We start from the raw sequence: 21,642 nt of genomic DNA on the forward strand, positions 1-21,642 counted from the left end.
GGGAACTGGCGTCCACCAGCCTCACCGAGGTCAGCCTTGACTACAGCGCTTCTATCCTTAGTGCAGATAACCGTAATTATCTGCACTAAGAGCTATAGACCAGCTTTGCACGCCCTAGACGACATTTTCCTGCAACCAAGTCCGGTTACGCCTCAGTCACTCTAGGAAATAGCCACCCTTCAGTTTGACCCTAAAGCCGCTGGCTCCAGCCAGAACTCAAAAGCCTTATGGAGGATTGAGAGCGATCGGCAGTCATTAGCCATGCGGCGTGTATCGTCATCAGGGGCTGGATGTCGACCTCCCACATTCCACACTACAGCTCCAGCCACGTTCTCTGAACACATGCTCAGAGATAAGGACAAGCGCCCTCGCCCCCGTGACTAGCATGGCCAGGTGCCTCATCCCGCCTTCCTTATCCTCAGTCTCCTCGCCCTCGTCGGCGCTGGCACCTATGTGGCCACCGAGCTGCGCTGGCGCTCCCCGACGTACTGCATTGAGCGGCGCGGGCAAGTTTGGAACGGTGAGGCTGGAGCGCTCCCCACGGACTACCGCCCACAGTGCCCCGCGTCCTCCTCCTACCGCGCGGAAGTGCGCCGCGGCGACACACGTGTCGAGCAATACGTCACCTCTGGCTGGCACCCCGAAGCGCTCGCCGAACAGTTCAAAGCCCAGGGATTTCGTGAGCTCGATGCCGAGCTGATTACCCCCGGACTGTACGAGGTCATTCTCGAGAAGTCGAACGGCAAGGTCTACTATCTGGCCGCGCGCCAGGGCGACGCTACCGAGATCACCATCAACGGCCAACGCTGAAGGAGCTTCCATGAACCACCGTCTGACCGCCGCTCTGCTGCTCATCTCCCTAAGTGCCTGCGCTCCCGAGGCAGACTCCAGTCAGGCCAATCGCACTACGGCCCAGCCGGTGACCACCTCCGCCGGCGTCCGCATCGAGGGGGCTGAGCTTCGCGAAGGCCTGCCCGGTGCAGAGGACGGTGTCCTCTACCTCACCCTGACAAACACGGGACAGGCGCAGGTACGGCTGCTGGGCGGGCGGACCCCCCTGGCCCGGGAGATCGTGCCCATGCAGCACCACGGCACTGGCGGCACGCTGGAACCCATCCTCGCACCCGGTGAGGCCCTGGTGTTCAAGCCAGGCGGCAATCACCTGATGCTGGTGGGCCTGAGCCGTCTCCCGAAGGTCGGCGAACAGGTCAACGTCACCCTGAATTTTGCTCCAGGCGGCGAGATTACCCTCGACGTCCCCGTCAACCCCTATTGATCCAGCCGCTCCCCTATCGCCGGGGGAGCGGCCCAGACGACCCCATTCAAGCCTTGCTGGGCAAACGCCTCGCGCGACCCGTACCCCGTCCCTGTCTCCAGAGGCCACCGCGAGGTACCATCATTGCCTCACCAGTGAATCCCGCCAGGGACCCAGAACGGGGCTCACGCATCCGCCCCGCCGAGCGCCCACCCCATGGTCAAGAGCGCCTCCAGGATCCCGTGGGGCGGGTGCCTTCAGAGCAGGTAGCGACGCGCCGCCTGCGCCAGGTTGAGCAGGGTGACCAGGGCCACGAACGCTTCGTTCTGATTGGTACGGCCCGTGAGGCCGTGCGCCGCGTGGTCGCGCCAGTACTTGATGAGGGCCAAAGAGCTTTGCAGCTCCATCTTCTGACCCTCCTTGAGCCTGCCCAGCACGGCCGTCTCCGCGCGGCCCCGGCCGCCAGCAGACATCATCTCCCGCAGCGCCTTGTCCTCATCCCCGAGTTGCCGAGCGTAGGCCGTGAACAGGATGGTTTCGGCACAGGCACCAGCCATGGCGCAGCAGGCCACGAAGTTGCCGTGCCGAAAACAGCTCAAGGCCTCCTGACTCCGGACCGCATAGAACTCGCCATACACGACGTCAAACTCAGCCAGCAGCTTTCCAAACTCCCCATACCGGCGGGGATTCATGGCCAACTCCTTGCTGGCCAGCCACTCCCGACCAAAGTCCGTCAAGCTGAAACCATACACGTCGGGCTGCGTCCGCTGCTCGAGGCGCGTATTGCCTGGAACAACAACCCCACTGCTGACCAAGGTCCAGGCCACCTCAATGAAGGGGGCAAGATTCTCGCCGTACTCATGGTTGACATACGTCGTTCCACCTGGATTTTCTGGAGGCTCAGGTGTGTTCTCAGTCAGGTACGCGTAGGCGACGTCATACACGTACAGGTCGTAAGGCCGTCCCTCCTGGAACCCAAGCCCGCTCGGAAGACGTGACTTCTTCCCGGCCCGGAGGTAGTCCACGGTAAAGTCGAACGCCTCATCGTAAGAGGCTGGGGGAAGACGCCGAGTCACCCTCATCCCTCCAGTTTGACGTGGATTTCGTGGATTGGGCCGGGGCGCTGGGGCTCACGCGCGGCCAAGGCCGTACACAGTCCCCCCGCTCGGCCTTGGATCCGTCGGCACCCCCCTTCCACCTCAACGTGTGAGCAATCATTCAGGTATAGTGGAGGCATGACCTCCTCGGACCGGAGCGTGCCCCGCTCCCACCTCGAATACTTCGTGGACGGGATGGACTGCGCGAGCTGCGTGCAGAAAGTCGAGCGCATGATCGAGCGCCTCCCCGGCGCCGACGACGTCAGAACCAGCTTCAACAAGCAGACCTTGGTCCTCTCGCTCGACGAGACGCAGACGCCCCGGACCACCCTGGAGGGCAACCTCACGGCCCTGGGGTACACGCCCTCTTTGTTGGGTGGGATGCCAGCGCCGGCCCCAGGACACGACCATGGTGAGTCCGCAGACCACGGCCACACCCATGACGTCCCGAAGCCCGGTCAGCCCTGGTATGCCACCGCACAGGGCCAGCTCGTCGTCATGTCCGGCGCCCTGCTTGCCCTGGCGTGGCTGCTGAGCTTCACCCTGCCCGAGTTCGCCACCTGGAGCTTCGTCGCCGCCACCCTGCTGGGTGTCTGGCCACTCGCCAAGAAGGCCGTCGCCAGCGCCCGCTTCGGAGACCCCTTCAGCATCAACACGTTGGTCAGCCTCGCGGCCATCGGTGCCGTCCTGATCGGTGAAGCGGCCGAGGGGGCCGTGGTCGTGTTCTTCTTCGCGGTCGGGGAACTCCTGGAAGGCATTGCCGCCGGACGGGCACGGGCAGGCATTCAGGCCCTCGCGGCCCTGGCCCCCAAGACTGCCCTGCTGGTCGAAGGCCCGGGAATCCGCGAGGTGCCCGCCGACGCCCTCCAGGTTGGGCAGAAGGTGCAGGTCAATCCTGGGGCCCGGGTGCCCGCGGACGGCACGATCCTGAGTGGGACGTCCAGTCTCGACGACAGCCCGGTCACCGGCGAGAGCGTGCCCGTCGTGAAAAGCCCTGGGAACACGGTGTACGCGGGAAGCATCAACACGGACGGCGTCCTCACCGTGCGGGTGGACAAGGCGGCCCATGACAACACCATCGCCCGCATCATCCACATGGTCGAAGAAGCGGAAGGCAGCAAGGCACCGACCGCGCGCTTCATCGACCGCTTCAGCCGCTTCTACACCCCTGGCGTGGTGGCCGTGTCCGCCCTGGTCACTCTCGTTCCCCCGCTGCTGTTCGGGGGGGAATGGCACGACTGGCTCTACAAGGGCATCAGCCTGCTACTGATCGGGTGTCCCTGTGCGCTGGTGCTGAGCGTTCCTGCGGCCATCACCAGCGGCATCAGCGCGGGCGCGCGGCGCGGCCTGCTGATCAAGGGCGGCGCGGCTCTCGAGAGCATCGGGTCGGTCAAAACCGTCGCCTTCGACAAGACCGGCACCCTCACCGCCGGCAAGCCGCGCGTGACGGACGTGGTGGGCGGGGGTCTCCACCAGAACGAAATCCTGCGCCTCGCTGCTGCCGTGGAGTCGGGCAGCAGCCACCCGCTGGCCAAGGCCATTACGGACGCCGCGCGCCACTCCAGACTGGAAGTCCCCACCGCCCAGGACGCGCAGGCCGTTCCCGGCAAGGCCGTCACTGCCACGGTCGAGGGCCGGATGCTGATGGTTAGCTCTCCCCGGCACGCCGCTACGCTCACCACGCTGCCCCCCGAACTGAGCACCGCCACCGAGGCCTTCGAGAAGCAGGGCCGCACCGCCGTGGTGCTGCTGGACACGGCCGCGCAGCCCAACCAGATGGCGCTGGGCGTGATTGCCATCCGCGACGAGCCACGCCCCGACGCCCGCGAGGCTATCGCGGGGCTCCGGGCACTAGGCGTGAACACGGTGATGCTCACCGGCGACAACGCCCGGACGGGAGCGGCCATCGCCCAGGACCTGGGGATGGACGTGCAGGCCGAGCTCCTGCCTGAGGACAAACTGCGCGTGATCGCCGCCCTGAAAGCGCGGGGCGGTGTGGCGATGGTCGGGGACGGCATCAACGACGCGCCTGCGCTCGCCCAGTCGGACGTCGGCATCGCGATGGGTGGCGGTACGGACGTGGCCCTGGAAACGGCCGACGCGGCCCTCCTGCAAGAACGGGTCACCGGCGTGGCGGACTTGATCGGCCTCTCTCGGGCGACCATGAACAACATCAAGGTGAACATCGCCTTTGCACTGGGCCTCAAGGCGATTTTCCTCGTCACGACCCTGCTGGGGTATACCAACCTCTGGATGGCGATTCTGGCCGACACGGGAGCCACCGCCCTGGTCACCGCCAACGCCCTGCGGCTGCTGCGCTGGAAGGGCAGCCACACCGCAGCCGCCCGCGCCGTGCCACCCGCACCAACCCCCAGCCGCGCCTGAGAGCCTCCCCAGGACCACCCATGCCCGAGATCACCCTCTACACCGTTCCCAACTGCGCGGACTGCGAAGCCATCAAGCGGCTGCTTACGCACCGCGGTGTCCCCTTCGCCGAGAACAACGTGCGGGAGGACCCGGAAGCGCTCGCCGAGATGCAGGCCAAAGCGGACGTCCGTATCGCCCCCGTCACCGTGATCGGCGAGCAGGTTCTGTACGGCCCTTTCGACGAGCAGCGCCCCCGGATTCTGGCTGCCCTGGAGCGTGTGTTCCCTTGAGTCCCCGCTTCTTTCCGATCCCCCCGCTGATCCGCGTGCGTTCTGCCGTCCATCACCCCTGGCGAGGTCCCCAGTGAGGTCGCGTCTGTGGCTCCTCACGGCCATCACGGCCCTACTGGTGCTCGAAGGCCTGCTCAAGGCCTGGGCCGCCCAACACCTGGCCCCCGGCGTGGACCGCCCCCTGCTCCCCGGCCTGCTGCACCTAGGCTTTACCCTCAATCCCGGCATGGCCTGGGGCCTGCTGGGCAGCTTCACGGCTCCCCTAGCCCTCCTGCGCCTGACCGTGGGCGTGGTCATCCTGGCCGCCCTGCTGTCAGGGCGCGTCCCCACCGCACATACCTGGCCACTCGGATTGCTCGCGGCGGGGGCGCTCGGGAACGCCGTGGACGGCCTCGCGCGCGGCGCAGTCGTCGACTATCTGACCTCGCCCTTGCTGGACCTCGCCGCGCGGCCGCTCATCGGTCGTCCCTTTCCCATCTTCAACCTGTCGGACATCCTCGTCTGCACCGGCATCGCCTGGCTGCTCTTCCAGTCCTGGCAGGAGCAGCGCCGACTGCCGGGCACGGACCCTTCCCTCCGACCGTTCCTCAAGGAGAACCCATGAACCGACTGATCGTGCTGACCCTGCCCTTAATGCTCGCCGCCTGCACCCAGAAGGGTGGAGAGATCGAGGGCGTGCAGTCCTTCAAGAACACCGGCGGTGCCCACCAGGAAGGCCGCATCGCCTACGAGCAGACGCCTCCTGCGGGTGGCCCGCACAATCCCTCCTGGCAAAACTGCGGCATATACGATCGCCCGCTCTACGACGAGTACGCGGTCCACAGCCTGGAACACGGGGCGGTCTGGATCACGTACAAGCAGGATCTCCCGACCAGTCAGGTCCTGCAACTCAAGGAAGTGGTGGAGGGACGGCCGTACACCCTGCTCTCCCCCATGAGACGCAAGAGGCTCCGGTCGTGGTCAGTGCCTGGAACAAGCAGCTCGCCGTGGAGAACGCCGGGGACTCCCGTATCCAGGACTTCATTCAGATGTATGCCCAGGGCGGTGAAGCGCCGGAAATCGGGGCCTCGTGCAGCGGCGCGTACAACGGCACCGTTTGATGGCCCCCTGGGCGGCGGGCCTCCTCAGTCTGGCGCTGCTGAGCGGCGGACTGGCCGTTGCCTGGCCCCGCCCACCGTCCGAGGGGAGCCCGGACGTCACCTTCGCCCGTGACATGAGCGCGCACCATGCACAGGCGGTGGACCTGAGCGTCACGATGTTCAAGCGCGCGGCGGACCCGGCCGTGAAGCTGCTCGCCCAGGACATCCTGCTGACGCAACAGGCGCAGATCGGGCAGATGGGCGGGTGGCTGATGGCCTGGGGACGGCCCCTGGCGAGCCGGGAGGCTCCCATGGCGGGAATGGACCCGGGGCATATGGGTTTGGCTTCGGCGAAGGACATGCGGGACGTGGAGACCCTCCCGGTCCGCACCGCGCAGACCCGGTACCTGGTGCTGATGCGGCGGCATCATCAGGGGGGGGTGACCATGGCGAACTCGGCCCTGGAGCGGGTCAAGCGGCCGGAGGTCCGGGCCTTCGCCGAGCGGGTCGTGGCCGCCCAGACTTCGGAAATCCAGGCCATCGACGCCCTGCTTGAGAAGCTGTCGGCTCAGCCTCAACCCGAGATGGACGGCATGCACCATGAGTGAGCACGGCCACAGCCACGGCGAGAACGCGAACGCGCGGCAACTCGGCATCGCCCTGACGTTGACCGGGACCTTCCTCGTCGTCGAAGTCATCTACGGCTTTCTTTCCGGCAGCCTGGCCCTGCTGTCCGACGCCGGGCACATGCTGACCGACGTGATGGCGCTGGCCCTGTCTCTGTTCGCCATCCGGATCGGGCAGCGGGCGGCCGACCGCAAACGCACCTTCGGGTACCGCCGGACGGAGATCCTGGCCGCCGCCGTGAATGCGGGCGTGCTCTTCGCCATCGGTCTGTACATCCTGTTTGAGGCTTACGGGCGGCTGAGAGAGCCGGTCGACGTGGAGACCACACCCATGCTGATCGTGGCGGTGTTGGGCCTGCTGGTCAACGTCGTGAGCGCCCGCATCCTGGTGGGCGGCAGCCAGAACAGCCTGAACATGAAATCCGCCTACCTGGAAGTCATGGGAGACCTGCTGGGATCGGTGGCGGTCATCGCCGGAGCGCTGATTATCCGCTTCACGGGCCTGACCTGGGTGGACCCGGTGCTTGGCGCCCTGATCGGGCTCTGGGTGTTGCCGCGCACCTGGACGCTGCTGAAGGCCAGCGTGAACGTCCTGATGGAGGGCGTGCCCGAAGGCGTGGACCTGGACACCCTGCGCGCCGAACTCACGGCCCTGCCAGGCGTCGAGGACGTTCATGACCTGCACGTGTGGAGCATCACCAGTGGTGAGAACAGCCTGACGGCACACCTGACAGTGAAGCAGGCCCCGCCCGGGCTGCTCGCCAGCGTTCAGGCGGTCGCGGCCAGGCACGGCATCGACCACGCCACCGTTCAACTCGAAGTGCCCAGCGCCCACGCGGGCGAGAAAGGACATCTGCACCCATGAGTGACACTTCTTCCTCTTCTGCCCCCCTCCAGGCCCCTGCCGGGCGTCCCGTCTGGCAGTTCATGCTGTGGGCCCTGCTGGCGGTCACCCTGCTGCTGGGAGGTGTCTGGGCCTACGCCCGCATGAAAAGTCCCTTCCCGTTCTACGGCACAGTGTTCAACGCGGAGGAGGCCGCACCGGCCCTGGTGGGCACCGGAGAGGATGGGCGACCCTTCGCCCTGAGTGACCTGCGTGGACAGACGGTCGCGGTGTTTTTCGGCTTCCTGCACTGCCCCAATATCTGTCCGACCACCCTGGCCTCGCTGGAGCAGGTCCGTCAGGCCCTTCCGGAGAAGGACCGGGCCAACTTCCGCACGGTGCTCGTGACCCTCGACCCCGCTCGGGACACGGTCAGCAAGCTGCGGGAGTATGTGACCTACTTCAGCCCGTCCGCCAAAGGCGTGTTCATTCCGGAACCGGGGCTGGCCGACGCGGCCGCCGCCTGGGGCGTGGGGTACCAGAAGGCCGACATCGAGAACGAGCTGACCTACCAGATCAACCACACCACCGGGGTCTATCTGATCGACCGGGAGGGACGGCGGCGGGTGGTCTGGGATTACACCCAGCTCACGCGGGTAGACCGGGTGACGGCGGATATCCGAGAAGTGATGCAGTAACGGTGCGGGTGCCCGCCCTGCGCTATGGTCAGGATGTGAGAACCGCCTCTCAAGATGACGTGTGTGAGGTCGCCTGCGTCCACCCCAAGGCGGTCGCCCGTGTGCGCGCCACTTTGCCTGACGCGGGAGGGGTGGAGGACGCCACCGCCCTGCTCAAGGTCATCGCTGATCCGACTCGTTTCCGCATCCTCAGCGCCCTGAACGTAGAGGAACTGTGCGTGTGTGATCTGGCAGCGGTGGTCGGCATCAGCGAGAGTGCGGCGAGCCATCAGTTGCGCTTGCTGCGCGCTCACCGGCTGGTCACCTTCCGCAAGGAGGGACGCATCGCCTACTACCGCCTGCTCGACCAGCACATCAACGGCTTGATCGGCAGCGCGGTGGACCACGTGCGCGAGTGAAACCTACGCTGACCGTGGTAGCCGTGGGTGGTCGGTAGCTGACGCCATCAGGGGGATTTATTTGGCATTAAGTGCCCCGGGGTTTCACTTGCCTGAGGCACGGGCCAGAGCAGGCCCCCACCGCGAGCGGTGGGGGCTTGCTCTGCTTGAACTCAGCTTCCAGTCACTGCCGGGCGGACGAAGCGCACCCGGTTGAGCAGCAGGGCATTCACCGTCACGATCACCGTACTGGCGCTCATCAGCAGCGCGGCCCACTCCGGGCGCAGCAGGATGCCGTAGCTCGGGTATAGCACCCCCGCCGCGAAGGGAATCGCTAGGACGTTGTAGATCGCCGCCCAGAAGAGATTCTGCTTGATCTTGCCGCGCACCCGCCGGGCGAGGTCGATGCTGCCCGCAACGTCGGCCGGATTGTTCTTCACCAGGATCACGTCGGCCGTCTCCACCGCCACATCCGTACCCGCCCCGATGGCGATGCCCACATCCGCCTGAGCCAGCGCGGGCGCGTCATTTACGCCGTCGCCTACCATCGCCACCGTGCGTCCCTGCCCCTGAAGCTCACGTACCTTCGTCGCCTTGTCTCCCGGCAGCACGTCCGCAATCACGGTGTCCATCCCCAACTCCCGCGCCACAGCCTCAGCCGTGCGGCGGTTGTCTCCCGTGAGCATCACGGTCTGCACCCCAGCCGCATGCAGCGCCTGCACCGCGGTCCGGGCCGACTCCCGGATGGTATCCGCCACCGCCACCACCCCCAGCGCTTGCCCATCCGCCGCCACGTACATGGCCGTCTTGCCATCCGCCGCCAACCGGTCCACCTGCTCCGGCAGGGCCCTCACCTCTACCCCCTCCCGCGCCATCAACTTGCGGTTCCCGATCAGGACCCGCCGGCCCTGCACCGTGGCGACCACGCCATGTCCGGGCACACTGTCAAACGTGTCAGGCCGCTGTACCACCAGTCCCCGTGCCTGTGCCCCCTTCACGATGGCCTCGGCCAGCGGGTGCTGCGAAGGTTGGTCCGCAGACGCCGCGAGGTGCAACAGGTCCGTCTCGCTGGTTTCAGGTGCAGGCACCACGTCCGTCAGGGCCGGCTTCCCTTCTGTGAGGGTGCCCGTCTTGTCAAACACCACCGTGTTCACGCCCGCCGTGGCCTCCAGGGCCGTCGCGTTCTTGAACAGCACACCTTCCCTCGCACCCTTCCCGACGCCCACCGTAATGGCGGTGGGCGTGGCGAGCGCCAGCGCGTCCGGGCAAGCGATCACAATGGCCGACACCGCCGCCGTGAGTGCGAACACCACACCGGCTCCCAGGAAGTACCAGGTCAGGAAGGCGATCAGGCCACTGCCCAGCGCCACGAATACCAGGTACTTCCCGGCGGTGTCCGCCAGCCGCTGCGCGGGTGCTTTACTCGCCTGGGCGTTCTGAACCATCTGCACGATGCGCGACAGCGCCGTGTCGGCCCCCACCGCCGTGGCCCGGAAGGAGAAGGCCCCGTTCTGGTTCACTGTGCCGCCCGTGACCCGGGCACCCGCCGTCTTCTGAACGGGGATAGGCTCGCCGCTGATCATGCTCTCGTCGACGTAACTCTCCCCCATCAGGACCTCCCCGTCCACAGGCACGCGGTCACCAGGACGCACCGCCAGAACGTCACCCACGACGACCTGCTCAAGGGGAATCTCCTGCTCCTGACCATCCCGGACGACGCGCGCCGTAGAAGGGGCCAGCTTCAGCAGGGCCTCCACCGCCCGCCCCGTAGCAAAGCGTGAGCGCATCTCCAGCCAGTGCCCCAGCAGCGACAGGGTAGTCAGCATCGCCGCCGCCTCGAAAAACACCTCGCTCCCAGCCAGAAAGAAGGTGGCATAGACCGAGAAGACCCAGCTCACCAGGATGCCCGTGGCGATCAGGGTCATCATGTTCGCCTCGCCCCGCCGCAGGGCACGCCAGGCCGCCGAGATAAACGGCCAGCCGCCCCACCACACGACAGGCGTCGCAAGAAGCAGCCCGAACCAGGCCATCGAGAGGCCGAAGGGCGGCATGGCGGTAAAGCCGAACGTCTCGCCAATCGGGGAGTACAGCACCACCGGCACGGTCAGGACCAGGCTGACCACGAAGCGGCGCAACATATCGTTCACCATGTGCGCGCCGTGCCCTGCGTGCTCGTCATGCTGGCCTTCCCCAGACCCGTCATGGCCACCGTGCGTCATGGCCGCGTGGTCGTGCGTCCCTGCCATGGACGCACTGGCCATCCGGTGAGCCTGAGCTTGGCTCGCCTGCCCCTGGTCTGGACCGGGGGTATGGACGTGATGGTCATGGGTGTGGGGCTCCTGGCCCACCGCCGGATGCCCGGGCTGGGCCGCAGACGGCGTGCAGTCCTCGCAGGCACAGGCGTAACCCGCCGCATGCAGATGCTGGCGTACTTCGGCTTCCGTGATGCGAGCGGGATCGTAGCCGAGGTGCGCGACCGCACGGGTCCGGTCGAGGTGCACGCTCTGCACTCCTGGAACCTGCGCGAGACTCCGCTCCAAGTCCGCGAACTCGGACCCGTCATAACAGTTCTGGAACGACACCTCCAGAATCCGGGAAGAAGGAGCGCTGCTGTGGCCGTGGTGTGCCCTGTGTGCTTGGGTCATGTCTCCCTACCTTTCTGCTGGGGTGCGCGTGCGCGGTTGCTGTCGCCGCTCACTCCCCCCAATGTCGTGTGTGCTGGCAACCCGCTACGAAAAGCCGCCGCGCGTGCGGATCCCGTCCAGTGAAGATGCGGTATGGCCCTGGTGCAGTTCGACGCTTACCCCCGGGGGGGCTTTCGATGGCCACCGCGTGGTCAGGAGCATCTCGGGTATCAGGGTCTCTGTCCCTGAACCCGGACCCTGGGCCGGGGGGTTCGGAGCCAGGGCTGGCCTCATGCGGCCTGATCCACCGTGTCCGGCATCCCACCCAGGACCACTCCTTCGGTTGTTGCGCGGATGGTCCCCCATGACTCCTCCCTGCCCAACGCTATACCCTCCCCTGGGGGGTGTCAAGGCCAATACTGAAATTTCCCGCTAGGTATGTCGGGGGATGGAGACCGATTGGTCAAATCCCACCAGGGGGGGTGAGGCTCGTTACGCCCGCTGTGCCGTGATCCGAGGGGAGCGTGACCGCGCACCACTCAACCCACAGCGCTAAGACCAATGGAGCACCGCAGGCAACCCTGGGAGGCATGCTGGGGCCAGACATCATGCCTGTGAGACTGGGTCCCTGCCCACCAGCATGCGCACCCTGGAGAACAGGGCCATGGATTGCGAAGGGTCGCCAACGGAGTCACGTCACGGTCCATGAACCGACCCAGACCTTGGCCCACCCTTCCCGTGTGGCCTGGGCCAGAACTCCATCACCGATGCCCCGCACACGCTGCGGCACGCCCTGGAAACCCAGACGTGAGCCGCACGGGGCCACACGCTCCGCCCGGCCTCTGGTTGTGCACCAGCCCCCGCTCCTGCCGACTACAGCAGACCCACACCACTTCGCCCGGTGACCACCCTATCCACCCAGACTTGACCCGTGGGACGGCAAATAAGGACTCCCACGATGGCTGGCCTTGCTAGGCTCGTTTTCCCAGGAGGAGCTCTTGTCAGTACGAGTGAACTTCGTCTCCCCACGGCAACACGGCGGCCGAATCACCCTTCACAGGAACGTGCTCGAGCAACTGGCCCGTTCGGATAGCGCCCTCACCGGATGTACAGCTCGCCCTTATCACCAGGGCCGTACAACGGGAACCCTCCTGGAACATCCCGAAATCTCACCCGTGCTGGTGGTCAGCAAACCTGGAACACCTCCAGCCGATCTGGAGCATGTGCTCTGGACAGAAGGTGGGGCGATCCCCTCCTCCCCCGAGGACGTGGTCCAGCTCAAGGCCCGTTGGCTCAAGCCGCGGTTTACCCGCCAGATGCCCTTGCCGGAGGGGCTCCGTGACCACGTCCTGGCGTCCTGGTCTGGAGCCTTCCACTTCGCGGAAGAAATGGAACTCGGGGATGGCCGCCTGCAACCCGGCCTGCGACCGCCCCAGATCGGGGCCCTGCATGCAGCGCTGGCCCACTGGACGGTGAGCTCCGAGCCGGCCACCATCGTCATGCCGACCGGCACCGGCAAGACCGAAACGATGTTGGCCCTCCTCGTCCAGCAGCGGATTCCACGTCTGCTGGTGGTCGTTCCCAATGACGCATTGCGCACGCAAATCAGCGAGAAGTTCCTGACGCTGGGCCTGCTCCGCACGGTCGGCGCCCTGGGAGACGGGGCGCTGCTGCCCGTGGTCTGCAAACTCGAACACGCCTTGCAGAGCGCGGCGCAAGCCCAGGACGTCTTCGGCCCCTGCAACGTGGTGGTCACGACCATGGACGTTCTTCGTCTGTGCAGTGACGAGGCCAAGCGCCGCATCGTGGCGCTCTGCTCCCATCTGTTCATCGACGAGGCCCACCATATCCCGGCCAAAACCTGGCAGCAGACGCGGGCTCTGTTTCTGGACCGCACCATTCTTCAATTCACCGCCACCCCATTCCGCAGTGGCCGCGAGCTTGTCCCAGGCAAAATCATCTTCAACTATCCCCTCCGCAAAGCGCAGCAGGAGGGATACTTCAAACCCATCCGGTTTCACCCGGTCTCCGCCCTCGACCCAGTACAGGCGGACCGCTTGATCATCGCCAAAGCCCTCGAGCTTCTTGGTACGGACCTTGAGCCCAGCCCCGCGCGTCCAGAAGGCCTGGATCACCTCGTGATGGCCCGCGCCAAGACGGTGGACCGTGCCCAGGCGCTGCACGCCCTATACAGCGAAGCCTGCCGTGGCAAGCCGTATGGAGCGGTGGTGGTGTACCACGGGATGCCGGCGACTCAAAAACGTGCAGCGCTCGACGCCCTGGCACGGCGGGAAGCGCGGGTGGTGGTGTGCGTGAACATGTTCGGTGAGGGGTTCGACCTGCCCAACCTGAAAATCGCCGCGATGCACGACATTCACAAAAGTCTGACCATCACCCTGCAGTTCACCGGGCGCTTCACCCGTGCCAGCCGGGCGCTCGGGAACGCGGCGCTGATCGCCAACGTGAGCCTGGCCGAAGTGCGGGACGAGCTGCGGGACCTGTACGCCGAAGATCCCGACTGGAACGTGTTGCTGGAGACCCTGAGCACCCAGGCCTCAGGGCGCCAGGAACAGGTGATGGATTTCCTGGACAGCTTCCAGAAAGAAGAGCAGGCGCTGCCGATTCAAAACATTTCCCCCAAGATGAGCGCGGTGGTCTACCAGACCAGTTGCGTCATGTGGACGCCGGAGCGCATCACCGACGAGGTCAAAGAACACCTGCTGTACGCACCGCCCGCGATCAGCCACCGGGAACGGGTGGCCGTCTTCGTGACCCGGCAGCAAACGCCGATCGCCTGGGGTGACATCCTCCAACTGCAAGACGTGACCTGGGACGTCACCATCCTGCACTGGGACCTGGATCGGCACTTGCTGTACGTGCACAGCTCGGATCTGGACAGCACGTCCGACAAGCTGGCTCAGGCGGTCACGGGTGGAACGGCGGTACGGGTCATGGGCGAACAGACCTTCCGGTGCTTACACGGGATTGAGCGCCTCACCCTGACAAACCTTGGGCTGAGCAGCACCATTCGCGGCGCGGTGCGCTTCACGATGTTCATGGGGTCCGACATTGTCTCGGGCCTTGCCGAAGCGTCCACCCGGGACCGCACCAAATCCAACATCTTCGGCTTTGGGTATGCGCATGCCGAACGCGCCAGCGCCGGGTGCTCCGCAAAGGGCCGACTCTGGTCCTACCAGATCGCGGACACCATCTACGACTGGATGACCTGGTGCCACGACCTCGGCGACAAACTGCTCGACGACACCATTGACGTGAGCCAGGTGCTCCAGCGCGCCATCAAGTGGCAGGTGGTGGATAGACGCCCCCCCGCCGTTCCCCTGGCCATGGAGTGGGATGAGGACATCCTCGCGCGCTCAGAGGACGCCATTACCTTCGACATAGGCGGCCAGACGTCCCACCTCTACCAAACCGGGCTGGCCATCACGACGTTCCAGGAGACCGGTCCTCTCCGGTTCAAGGTCTTCACGGAAGACCAAGCGGCCGAGTACGAGATCGAGTTCGGGACGGACGTGGCTTACCGGCCGGTGAGCGGTGTGGAGGTGCTCGTGACCATGGGCAAGGCAGAAAAGAACGCGCGTGTGCCCTTGTCCCAGTGGCTGCTCCGTTACCCGCCCACCACGTACTTCCACGACCGATCCGTGTTGTGGGGGCACTTGATCGCCATCCCCTCACCCATCCAGTCGCCCTTCCCCAAAGAGCGGGTCGAGACCTGGGACTGGAGCCGCACCAATATCCGCGCCGAATCGCAGGGACCCCACCGGGACCCCACGACCATTCAATTCCAGGTGATCCAGAAGCTTCTGGCCCAGGACTTCGAGCTCGTCTTCGACGATGACGATACGTGGGAAGCCGCAGACGTGGTGGCCATGAAGGTGCAGGACGACCGGCTGATCGTGCACCTCTACCACTGCAAGTACTCCAGCGAAGACGATCCTGGCGCGCGCGTCGCCGACCTGTACGAGGTCTGTGGTCAGGCCCAGAAAAGCGTGCACTGGCGTGCAGATGTGGAGGGGCTCCTGAGCCACCTGCTCAAGCGGGAGGGTGAACGTCAGTCGAGGCACGGCACGACCCGCTTCGACCGGGGAGATGCAGCGCTGCTCCATACACTGACCCGCAAGGCACGGCACCTGCGCCCGGAGTTTCATGTGGCCGTGGTGCAACCTGGTGTCTCCCGGCGCCGAATCTCCCCTCCACAGCAGCACCTCCTGGCGGTCACGGAACTGTACCTGCAGGAAACCTACGGCATCACCTTCGCCGTGATCACCAGCGAATGACGGTGCGCCTTCGCGATCTGCTCATCGTCCTCCCTGTCAACGTCTGTCCAATCAAAACCACGTGTGGTGGGCACCGCCCGGCTCCTATGCCGGATCAGCGCTTTGATCGGTTGCTTGGTGATGGCTGCCAGTGTAACCCCCCAATCTCTTGCTGCTGAGAGCGCGGCAGACCGGTGTAGCGCTGTCCACACCAAACAAGCTGACCCTGACGGGCCAGCTATGTTGTACGGCGATCACATCAGCTCCGGGTACGCAACCAATCCTTGAAATCGTGCATCTCCCCAGCTTGGGTCTTCATGATCTGCTCGGCCAAGTCCAACACCACAGGGTCTTGAGACTTCTGAAGGGCCAAATTAGCCATGTCGTTCGCGCTGCCGTGATGTGGGATCATCATTTCCAAGAACATCCGGTCCGGACTACTGGCCGTCCTCAACATCTGGGCCATGTCCATCATCCCCATGCTCCGCTGCATCGTGGTCTGCCGCGCCATATCCGCTCCGCCGATGGTCCTCAGGTGGGCCTGCATTTCGGCGATCTCCTTGCGCTGATCGCTGATGATCTTCTGCGCCCAGGCACGCACCTGCGGGTCCCGGAGTCTGGGCAACGCCGCCTGACTCATGTCAATGGCCGACGCGTGGTGCGGAATCATCATTGAAAGAAACGCTCGATCAAACGCCCGCCCACTGAGCCGCTCGAGATCCGCCATCATCGGGCGCATCATGGTCCGCATATGGGTGGCCATGGCGTCCGAGCTCATCGGCATGCTCATGGTCATCGGTTCGTTGCCGCCGGCCAGAGCCTGGGGCATACCGGACAGTAGCGCCAGCGTGAGGGTCAGGACCAAGGGCTTCATGCCGTCATCCCCGCCAGCAGCGCTTGGCAGGCCTGCTCGCAGCGGCGGCAGCTCTCGGCGCACACCGCGCAATGCTGCATGTTCATGTCCCGTGCATGCATCTCGCACTCGCTCCCGCACGCCTGGCACGCTACCAGGCAAGCCTGAAGCTGAGCGCGTACCACATTCGGATCAGGCTGGGTCAAGCGCGACAGCACCCGGCCCGTTGTTCCGCAGACGTCGGCACAGTCGAGGTTCAGGCGAATGCACCGCACCAGGTGTGCCAGGTGGCCTTGTTCACCCAGGCAAGCGTCGGCGCAGGACGTGCAGATCTGAGCGCACTCGAAGCAAGCTTCGATGCACGCGCGAAGTGCCTCCTGATCGAACAGGGTGCTGGGCTGCGGGTGGGTTTGCAGCATGGCCTGAAGATGGTGCGTCATGGCGGATCCTCCTGGAAGCGAGTGAGGCGGTGGACGAAAAGCGGCGTAAAGACCAACAGTGCTGCCCAACCACGTGCCAAACAGGGCGTGGCCTCAGCGGGCGCCGTCCCCGGCGGTTGGCCGTGAGGTCAACGTGTCAGCCGCGTGTAAAGGTTTCCTGAGAGCGGCGTTCTTAGGGAGATCACGCGAGTCCCATGCGGCCTTGCCGCGTCATGGGATAGCCACGGAGACTTAACACAACGGCAACACAACTCCTCTACCGTTGGGCACGTGAAGCCCCTGCGGATCCTTCTGCCCGGCGCACTCCTCGGCTCAGCCGTTGCCGCGCCCTACAGCCAGCAGACCAGCTTCGGCCGTCCGTCTCCCCTGATCCAAGCAGCGCAGCGGCAGACGGGCGTTCCGTTCAGTTGGCAACCCCTGCCCGGCGCCGGGCAGGGGTCATGGGAAGGCCCGGTGGTCGAAGTCGCGCCCTTCAACGAGTTGATTCCCAGCTGGAACGTGACAGGCCCGGCCACCAGTGCCGTCGCCGTGCAGGTTCGCGTACGGCGTCCAGACGGCCGCTGGACGCCGTACTTCAGCTTCGGGACTTGGAGCGCGGCAGGAGCCCGCGCGAGCGCCCGGGTCAGCCGCACGGCCGACGGCACGGTAAACACCGATACCCTCACCCTGCCCTTCCGTGCCACAGCCTTTCAGTACAAGGCCACGCTCGGTCCAGGCCTGAAAGCTCACCTGCTGTCCTTCAACACAGCAGATACCGCCCTGCGGTTCGGGGGGCAGGGACAGGCAGGACAGGCCCAGGTTTGGAACACCGTACTGAAGGTCCCCGGTCTCTCCCAGATGATCTACCCAAATGGTGGCCCTATCTGGTGCAGCCCGACCAGCGTCAGCATGATCCTGGGCTTCTGGAACCGGCCCGTGCGGGTGCCGGACGCGGCCCGGGCAACGTACGACCGCACCTACGACGGGTTCGGTAACTGGCCCTTCAATACCGCGTACGCCGCCACACAGGGCCTCCAAGCGCTCGTCACGCGCCTGGGCAGCCTGCGCGACGCAGAAGCCTACATTGCCCAGGGACTCCCCCTGGCGCTGAGCGTGCGCTTCAAGGCGGGCGAGTTGCCCGGCGCGCCCCTCTCCTGGTCGAACGGCCACCTGCTGGTCCTCACCGGGTTCGACGCCCAGGGCAACCCCGTGGTCAACGACCCCGCCGCCAGAAACGACGCCGGCGTCAAGCGGACCTACCCGCGCGCCGTGTTCGAGCGGCTATGGCTCAACCATGCGGGCGGCATGGCGTACGTGATGGCGCCCCGCCCCTGACGGTGATTGCGAAAGGTTCGACCATGCCTGACCTTCTCCGACTTGCCCTGCTCCTGGCCTGTTCCACTGGCGTCGCCGCGGCTCAGGCACCGCAGAACAACCAAGAGCCCCTCTCCATCGAGCGCATGCGCGCCCGCTCGTACCCTGGCAGTGCCCTGACGACCCGCCAACCACTCTCGCCCGGCGCCAACTACCGGCGCAGCGTCGTGTCCTACCAGTCTGACGGTCTGCGCATCAACGCGCTGCTCACGGTGCCCAGCGGGACCCCCCCGAAGGGAGGTTGGCCCGCCATCGTCTTCAACCACGGCTATATCCCCCCGCAGCAGTACCGCACGACCGAACGGTACGGGGCCTACGTGGACGCCTTTGCACGTGCGGGATTCGCCGTCCTGAAGCCCGACTACCGGGGGCACGGCGCTTCCCAGGGCGAGCCAGCGGACACGGCGTACTGGTCCCCCGAGTACACCACGGACGTCCTGAACGCGTTCGCCTCCCTCCAGAAACTCAAGGGGGTGAACCCGGAACGGATCGGGATGTGGGGTCACTCCATGGGCGGACATATCACCTTGCGGGCCATGGTGATCAACTCCGGCATCAAGGCGGGCAACATCTGGGCAGGCGTGGTGGGGCCGTACGACCTGATCTTTAGGGACCTGCCTCGTTGGGGAAGCGGCTCCACCCGGGATGATCCCCGGGCGCGGATGCTCGCCAAGTACGGCACGCCGGAGCGCAGCCCAGCCCTCTACCAGGCCATCTCCCCGAACTTCTTTCTCAAGGACCTGAGGGGGCGTCCCTTGCAGCTGCATCACGGCACGGGCGACACGCATGTGCCCATCAGCTTCTCGCAGTCGCTCGCGGCAGGGTTGAAGGCCGCGAAGCAGCCTTACACGTTCTTCTCCTACCCCGGCGATGATCACAACCTCAGCCGGAACCTTGGCGTGGCCCTCCAGCGGTCCGTGGAATTCTTCAAGAAGACCCTTTAACGCGGCCACAGCAGATACGGCCGCAGTCAGGAACACCCATGAACCAGCCACACGCCAAGCCCAGCGTTCCTCCTGTGCCCGGCCTCGTGCGCGCGGCGTGCCTTGTGGCGACCGCCCTCCTCTTCGGGACAGCCAACGCCTACACCGTCAAGCCAGGCGACACGCTCTACCGTCTCGCGCAGCTTCACGGGACGACCGTCGCCGAACTCATCCGCCTCAATAGCCTGACGAGCACCACCCTGGAGGTCGGGCAGACCCTTCGCCTTCCGGGCGTAAGCACCGCGACAGCCAACGCGTCTGTTCCGGGTACAGTGCCTTCCCGCATAGGTGGGGTCACCGTCAACGCGCCCGCCACCCTGCGAATGGGGGACGCGTTCATCCTGCGGCTGAGCGGTCCGGGAGCTGCGCAGGCCACCGTGCGCTTTCCCAGTGAGGCAGGCGAGGACGTACGTCTGCCGGGAGAGCGTCTGACGCCCATCCCCGCAGGAAATGAATTCATCGTATTGGGGCGCGTCGTCCTCGGGAAAAACACCCCCGTGGTGTACGAGATCCAGGTAGGGCAGGACGTGATGCAAGGCCGCATTCCCGTCACTGGACTGCCGCAGCCTCTGCAACGGCTCAACCTGCCGCCCCGCATTGCCAGCAAGCTCGAAGACCCCGCCCGAAAGGCTGAGGACGCCGCCGTCGAACAGGCCTATGCCCGGCGGACGGCGCAGGCATGGTCGCGGCCCTTCCAGCCCGCAGCGGCTGTGCGGGCGCAAAGCAGCGCCTTCGGACAACCGCGGACCTATGTCGCGAACGGGCCGGTCGCGTACCACTACGGCACGGATTACCTGGCCCCGGCAGGAACGACCGTGATGGCCGTGAACGATGGAACGGTCGTGGTGGCGGGCATGTACCCGGTGCGCGGGGGTCTGGTGGTCATCGACCACGGGGCGGGACTGACCAGCCTGTACTTTCACCAGCGTGCTGTGACGGTCAAGGTTGGGCAGAAGGTCACCCGGGGGCAGAAGGTGGGCGAGGTGGGCAGCACCGGACTGAGCACAGGTGCCCACCTGCACCTGGAGATGCGGGTGCGCGGTGAGGGCACAGACCCAGCTGGGTGGATGAATCGTCTCTGGCCAAAGTAAGCAGGAGCGGGAAGGTAACAGAGGAGGCTGAGCCAGTGGCCCCATGCTGGAATGGGGCATGGCCCGCGCCTCCCGTACCCTGAACCCCCTGCACTTCGAGGATCTGGAACCCCACCGGTTTGAGGACCTCGTCCGGCAACTCGCCTACGATTACCGTGTCTGGAGCAGTATCGAAGCCACCGGACGTGGGGGCGCGGACGACGGCATCGATATCCGGGCCTTCGAGAGCAGCGTCGTGCCCGAGGTGCTGGATGAAGAGGAGGACGAAGCTCCTCCTGGGTTGCCCACGCCAGGGCGCCTCTGGATCTTCCAGTGCAAGCGGGAAAAGCGCATCACGCCGAAACAGGTCGAGCGGTATGTCCAGGAGAGCATCACAGGGGAGCAAGTGCCCTACGGTTTCATCCTGGCTGCGGCCTGCGACTTCAGCAAGAAGTCCTATGACGCTTTCCGCGCTGCCCTGATAGGGACAGGCGTGCAAGAGTTCCACCTGTGGGGGAAGGCAGAACTGGAAGACATGCTGTTCCAGCCGAAAAACGACCCCCTGCTCTTCGCCTATTTCGGGATCAGTTTGCAGACGAGGAAACGGTCACGTCAAAGTGAATTGAGGGCTGTCCTGGCCTGGCGCAAACGGGTTGGCAGAATTCTTGGCAACCCAACGGACATCCTCCAGAAGGAGATCCTCTTTCGTGACGCGACGGATGAAGCGTATCCCTTGACCGAGGAAGTGGCAGACTTTGAACAAAATCCAAGGTGGGCGATTTACCGCGTTCGCTACTTTAACGCGCGCAACGCCCTCATCCTGGAGATCCGCTCTCACCTCGCTTTTCATGACCCTGAAACTGGCGAGTGGGATATGCTCCCTGAACCTGTTCCCAATGACCTCGACAACCAGCTCTGGGGAAAAGAGAGCGAGTCCAGTGATATGCACTGGCGTAGACAGCACGCCTGGCAGCGCACTGTTCCTGAAAAGCACCGAGCGGAACTCGTGGTCTTGAACACGATTTCGCTCGAACGAGTGCTGGCGGTGGACGAGCTGGGCGATCTGGCTCATCCCCTGCCGATCTTTTATGTTGAGCCCCTTTCCTCAGGGAAGCTGCTGGATGCGGAAGATGAGTTTCACCTCCTCACCTCAGCTGGATACGGCTTGCATAAGCCGGAATACGATGCGGATCCTGAAAAACGCATCCCCTACTTCAAGGAGTTCAAGCTTGAAGCAGGGGATGAACAACACACCTGACCCGTTGAGTCACCGTCTGCATGTTGAGCCCAGGGCAGCACCGGTGACCGGGGGTCTATAGGTTGAGCTCTTCCGACAATTTGCCAGTTGCCCGAGGCCGCCGATGGTGATCAGGAGAGGGGACAAGCCCCCGAACCCGGGCGCGGGCCACACCGCAAGGGTGGCCCGCGCCTAT

The 21,642-nt window shown here is 65.3% G+C and carries 18 protein-coding genes and 1 pseudogene; 15 read left to right on the forward strand and 4 right to left on the reverse strand.

Annotated elements, in window-relative coordinates; all coding sequences use genetic code 11:
* Positions 1-393: 393 nt before the first annotated feature.
* Positions 394-810: a hypothetical protein gene (locus tag L1280_RS05815; protein ID WP_253581172.1), complete on the forward strand. Its 417-nt coding sequence runs from the start codon at positions 394-396 to the stop codon at positions 808-810.
* Between the two features lie 109 nt (positions 811-919).
* Entirely contained in the window at positions 920-1,276 is a 357-nt protein-coding gene (locus tag L1280_RS05820; protein WP_253581173.1) for a copper chaperone PCu(A)C, read from the forward strand.
* Between the two features lie 236 nt (positions 1,277-1,512).
* On the opposite strand, the gene L1280_RS05825 is transcribed toward L1280_RS05820, so the two are convergent.
* Positions 1,513-2,280, reverse strand: coding sequence for a hypothetical protein (locus L1280_RS05825; protein WP_253581174.1), 768 nt, complete (start codon positions 2,278-2,280; stop codon positions 1,513-1,515).
* Positions 2,281-2,490: 210 nt separating this feature from the next.
* Here L1280_RS05825 and L1280_RS05830 point away from each other — a divergent pair, with 210 nt between their 5' ends.
* The 8 genes and pseudogenes from L1280_RS05830 (at position 2,491) to L1280_RS05865 (ending at position 8,633) form a co-directional block, all read left to right on the forward strand.
* Complete coding sequence (locus L1280_RS05830) at positions 2,491-4,737, forward strand: heavy metal translocating P-type ATPase (protein WP_253581175.1); 2,247 nt, start codon at positions 2,491-2,493, stop codon at positions 4,735-4,737.
* A 20-nt stretch (positions 4,738-4,757) separates the two neighbouring features.
* On the forward strand, positions 4,758-5,009 hold the full coding sequence (locus tag L1280_RS05835) for a glutaredoxin family protein (protein ID WP_253581176.1): 252 nt from the start codon (positions 4,758-4,760) through the stop codon (positions 5,007-5,009).
* Positions 5,010-5,082: 73 nt separating this feature from the next.
* Positions 5,083-5,613, forward strand: a complete 531-nt coding sequence (locus L1280_RS05840) for a signal peptidase II (protein WP_253581177.1) — start codon at positions 5,083-5,085, stop codon at positions 5,611-5,613.
* Between the two features lie 29 nt (positions 5,614-5,642).
* Positions 5,643-6,109 (forward strand): annotated as a pseudogene (locus tag L1280_RS05845) (DUF3105 domain-containing protein).
* Positions 6,109-6,696 carry a DUF305 domain-containing protein gene (locus L1280_RS05850; protein WP_256488084.1) on the forward strand — a complete coding sequence of 196 codons (588 nt, stop codon included), beginning with the start codon at positions 6,109-6,111 and terminating at the stop codon, positions 6,694-6,696. The pseudogene L1280_RS05845 and the gene L1280_RS05850 overlap by 1 nt, the downstream one beginning before the upstream one ends.
* Positions 6,689-7,579: a cation diffusion facilitator family transporter gene (locus L1280_RS05855; RefSeq protein ID WP_253581179.1), complete on the forward strand. Its 891-nt coding sequence runs from the start codon at positions 6,689-6,691 to the stop codon at positions 7,577-7,579. Before L1280_RS05850 ends, L1280_RS05855 begins: the two co-directional genes overlap by 8 nt.
* Complete coding sequence (locus L1280_RS05860; protein ID WP_253581180.1) at positions 7,576-8,235, forward strand: SCO family protein; 660 nt, start codon at positions 7,576-7,578, stop codon at positions 8,233-8,235. The genes L1280_RS05855 and L1280_RS05860 overlap by 4 nt, the downstream gene beginning before the upstream one ends.
* A gap of 35 nt (positions 8,236-8,270) precedes the next feature.
* Entirely contained in the window at positions 8,271-8,633 is a 363-nt protein-coding gene (locus L1280_RS05865) for a metalloregulator ArsR/SmtB family transcription factor (protein ID WP_253581181.1), read from the forward strand.
* 152 nt (positions 8,634-8,785) lie between these two features.
* Here the strand turns inward: L1280_RS05865 and L1280_RS05870 are convergent, their stop codons facing one another.
* On the reverse strand, positions 8,786-11,257 hold the full coding sequence (locus tag L1280_RS05870; RefSeq protein WP_253581182.1) for a heavy metal translocating P-type ATPase: 2,472 nt from the start codon (positions 11,255-11,257) through the stop codon (positions 8,786-8,788).
* Positions 11,258-12,300: 1,043 nt separating this feature from the next.
* Between L1280_RS05870 and L1280_RS05875 the strand changes: the two genes are divergently transcribed.
* Complete coding sequence (locus L1280_RS05875) at positions 12,301-15,531, forward strand: DEAD/DEAH box helicase family protein (RefSeq protein ID WP_253581183.1); 3,231 nt, start codon at positions 12,301-12,303, stop codon at positions 15,529-15,531.
* A 238-nt stretch (positions 15,532-15,769) separates the two neighbouring features.
* Here L1280_RS05875 and L1280_RS05880 read toward each other — a convergent pair whose 3' ends face one another.
* Both L1280_RS05880 and L1280_RS05885 read right to left on the reverse strand, forming a co-directional pair.
* Positions 15,770-16,384: a DUF305 domain-containing protein gene (locus tag L1280_RS05880; RefSeq protein ID WP_253581184.1), complete on the reverse strand. Its 615-nt coding sequence runs from the start codon at positions 16,382-16,384 to the stop codon at positions 15,770-15,772.
* On the reverse strand, positions 16,381-16,803 hold the full coding sequence (locus L1280_RS05885; RefSeq protein WP_253581185.1) for a four-helix bundle copper-binding protein: 423 nt from the start codon (positions 16,801-16,803) through the stop codon (positions 16,381-16,383). Before L1280_RS05885 ends, L1280_RS05880 begins: the two co-directional genes overlap by 4 nt.
* Positions 16,804-17,073: 270 nt before the next feature.
* Between L1280_RS05885 and L1280_RS05890 the strand changes: the two genes are divergently transcribed.
* Genes L1280_RS05890 through L1280_RS05905 form a run of 4 tightly spaced genes read left to right on the forward strand, consistent with a single transcriptional unit; the run spans position 17,074 to position 21,467 of the window.
* Positions 17,074-18,117 carry a C39 family peptidase gene (locus tag L1280_RS05890; RefSeq protein WP_253581186.1) on the forward strand — a complete coding sequence of 348 codons (1,044 nt, stop codon included), beginning with the start codon at positions 17,074-17,076 and terminating at the stop codon, positions 18,115-18,117.
* Between the two features lie 23 nt (positions 18,118-18,140).
* Positions 18,141-19,100: a S9 family peptidase gene (locus L1280_RS05895; RefSeq protein ID WP_253581187.1), complete on the forward strand. Its 960-nt coding sequence runs from the start codon at positions 18,141-18,143 to the stop codon at positions 19,098-19,100.
* 38 nt (positions 19,101-19,138) lie between these two features.
* Complete coding sequence (locus L1280_RS05900; RefSeq protein ID WP_253581188.1) at positions 19,139-20,230, forward strand: peptidoglycan DD-metalloendopeptidase family protein; 1,092 nt, start codon at positions 19,139-19,141, stop codon at positions 20,228-20,230.
* A gap of 58 nt (positions 20,231-20,288) precedes the next feature.
* Positions 20,289-21,467, forward strand: a complete 1,179-nt coding sequence (locus L1280_RS05905) for a restriction endonuclease (protein WP_253581189.1) — start codon at positions 20,289-20,291, stop codon at positions 21,465-21,467.
* Positions 21,468-21,642 lie beyond the last annotated feature (175 nt).

Source organism: Deinococcus sp. HSC-46F16 (genome assembly GCF_024171495.1).
GTDB lineage: Bacteria > Deinococcota > Deinococci > Deinococcales > Deinococcaceae > Deinococcus.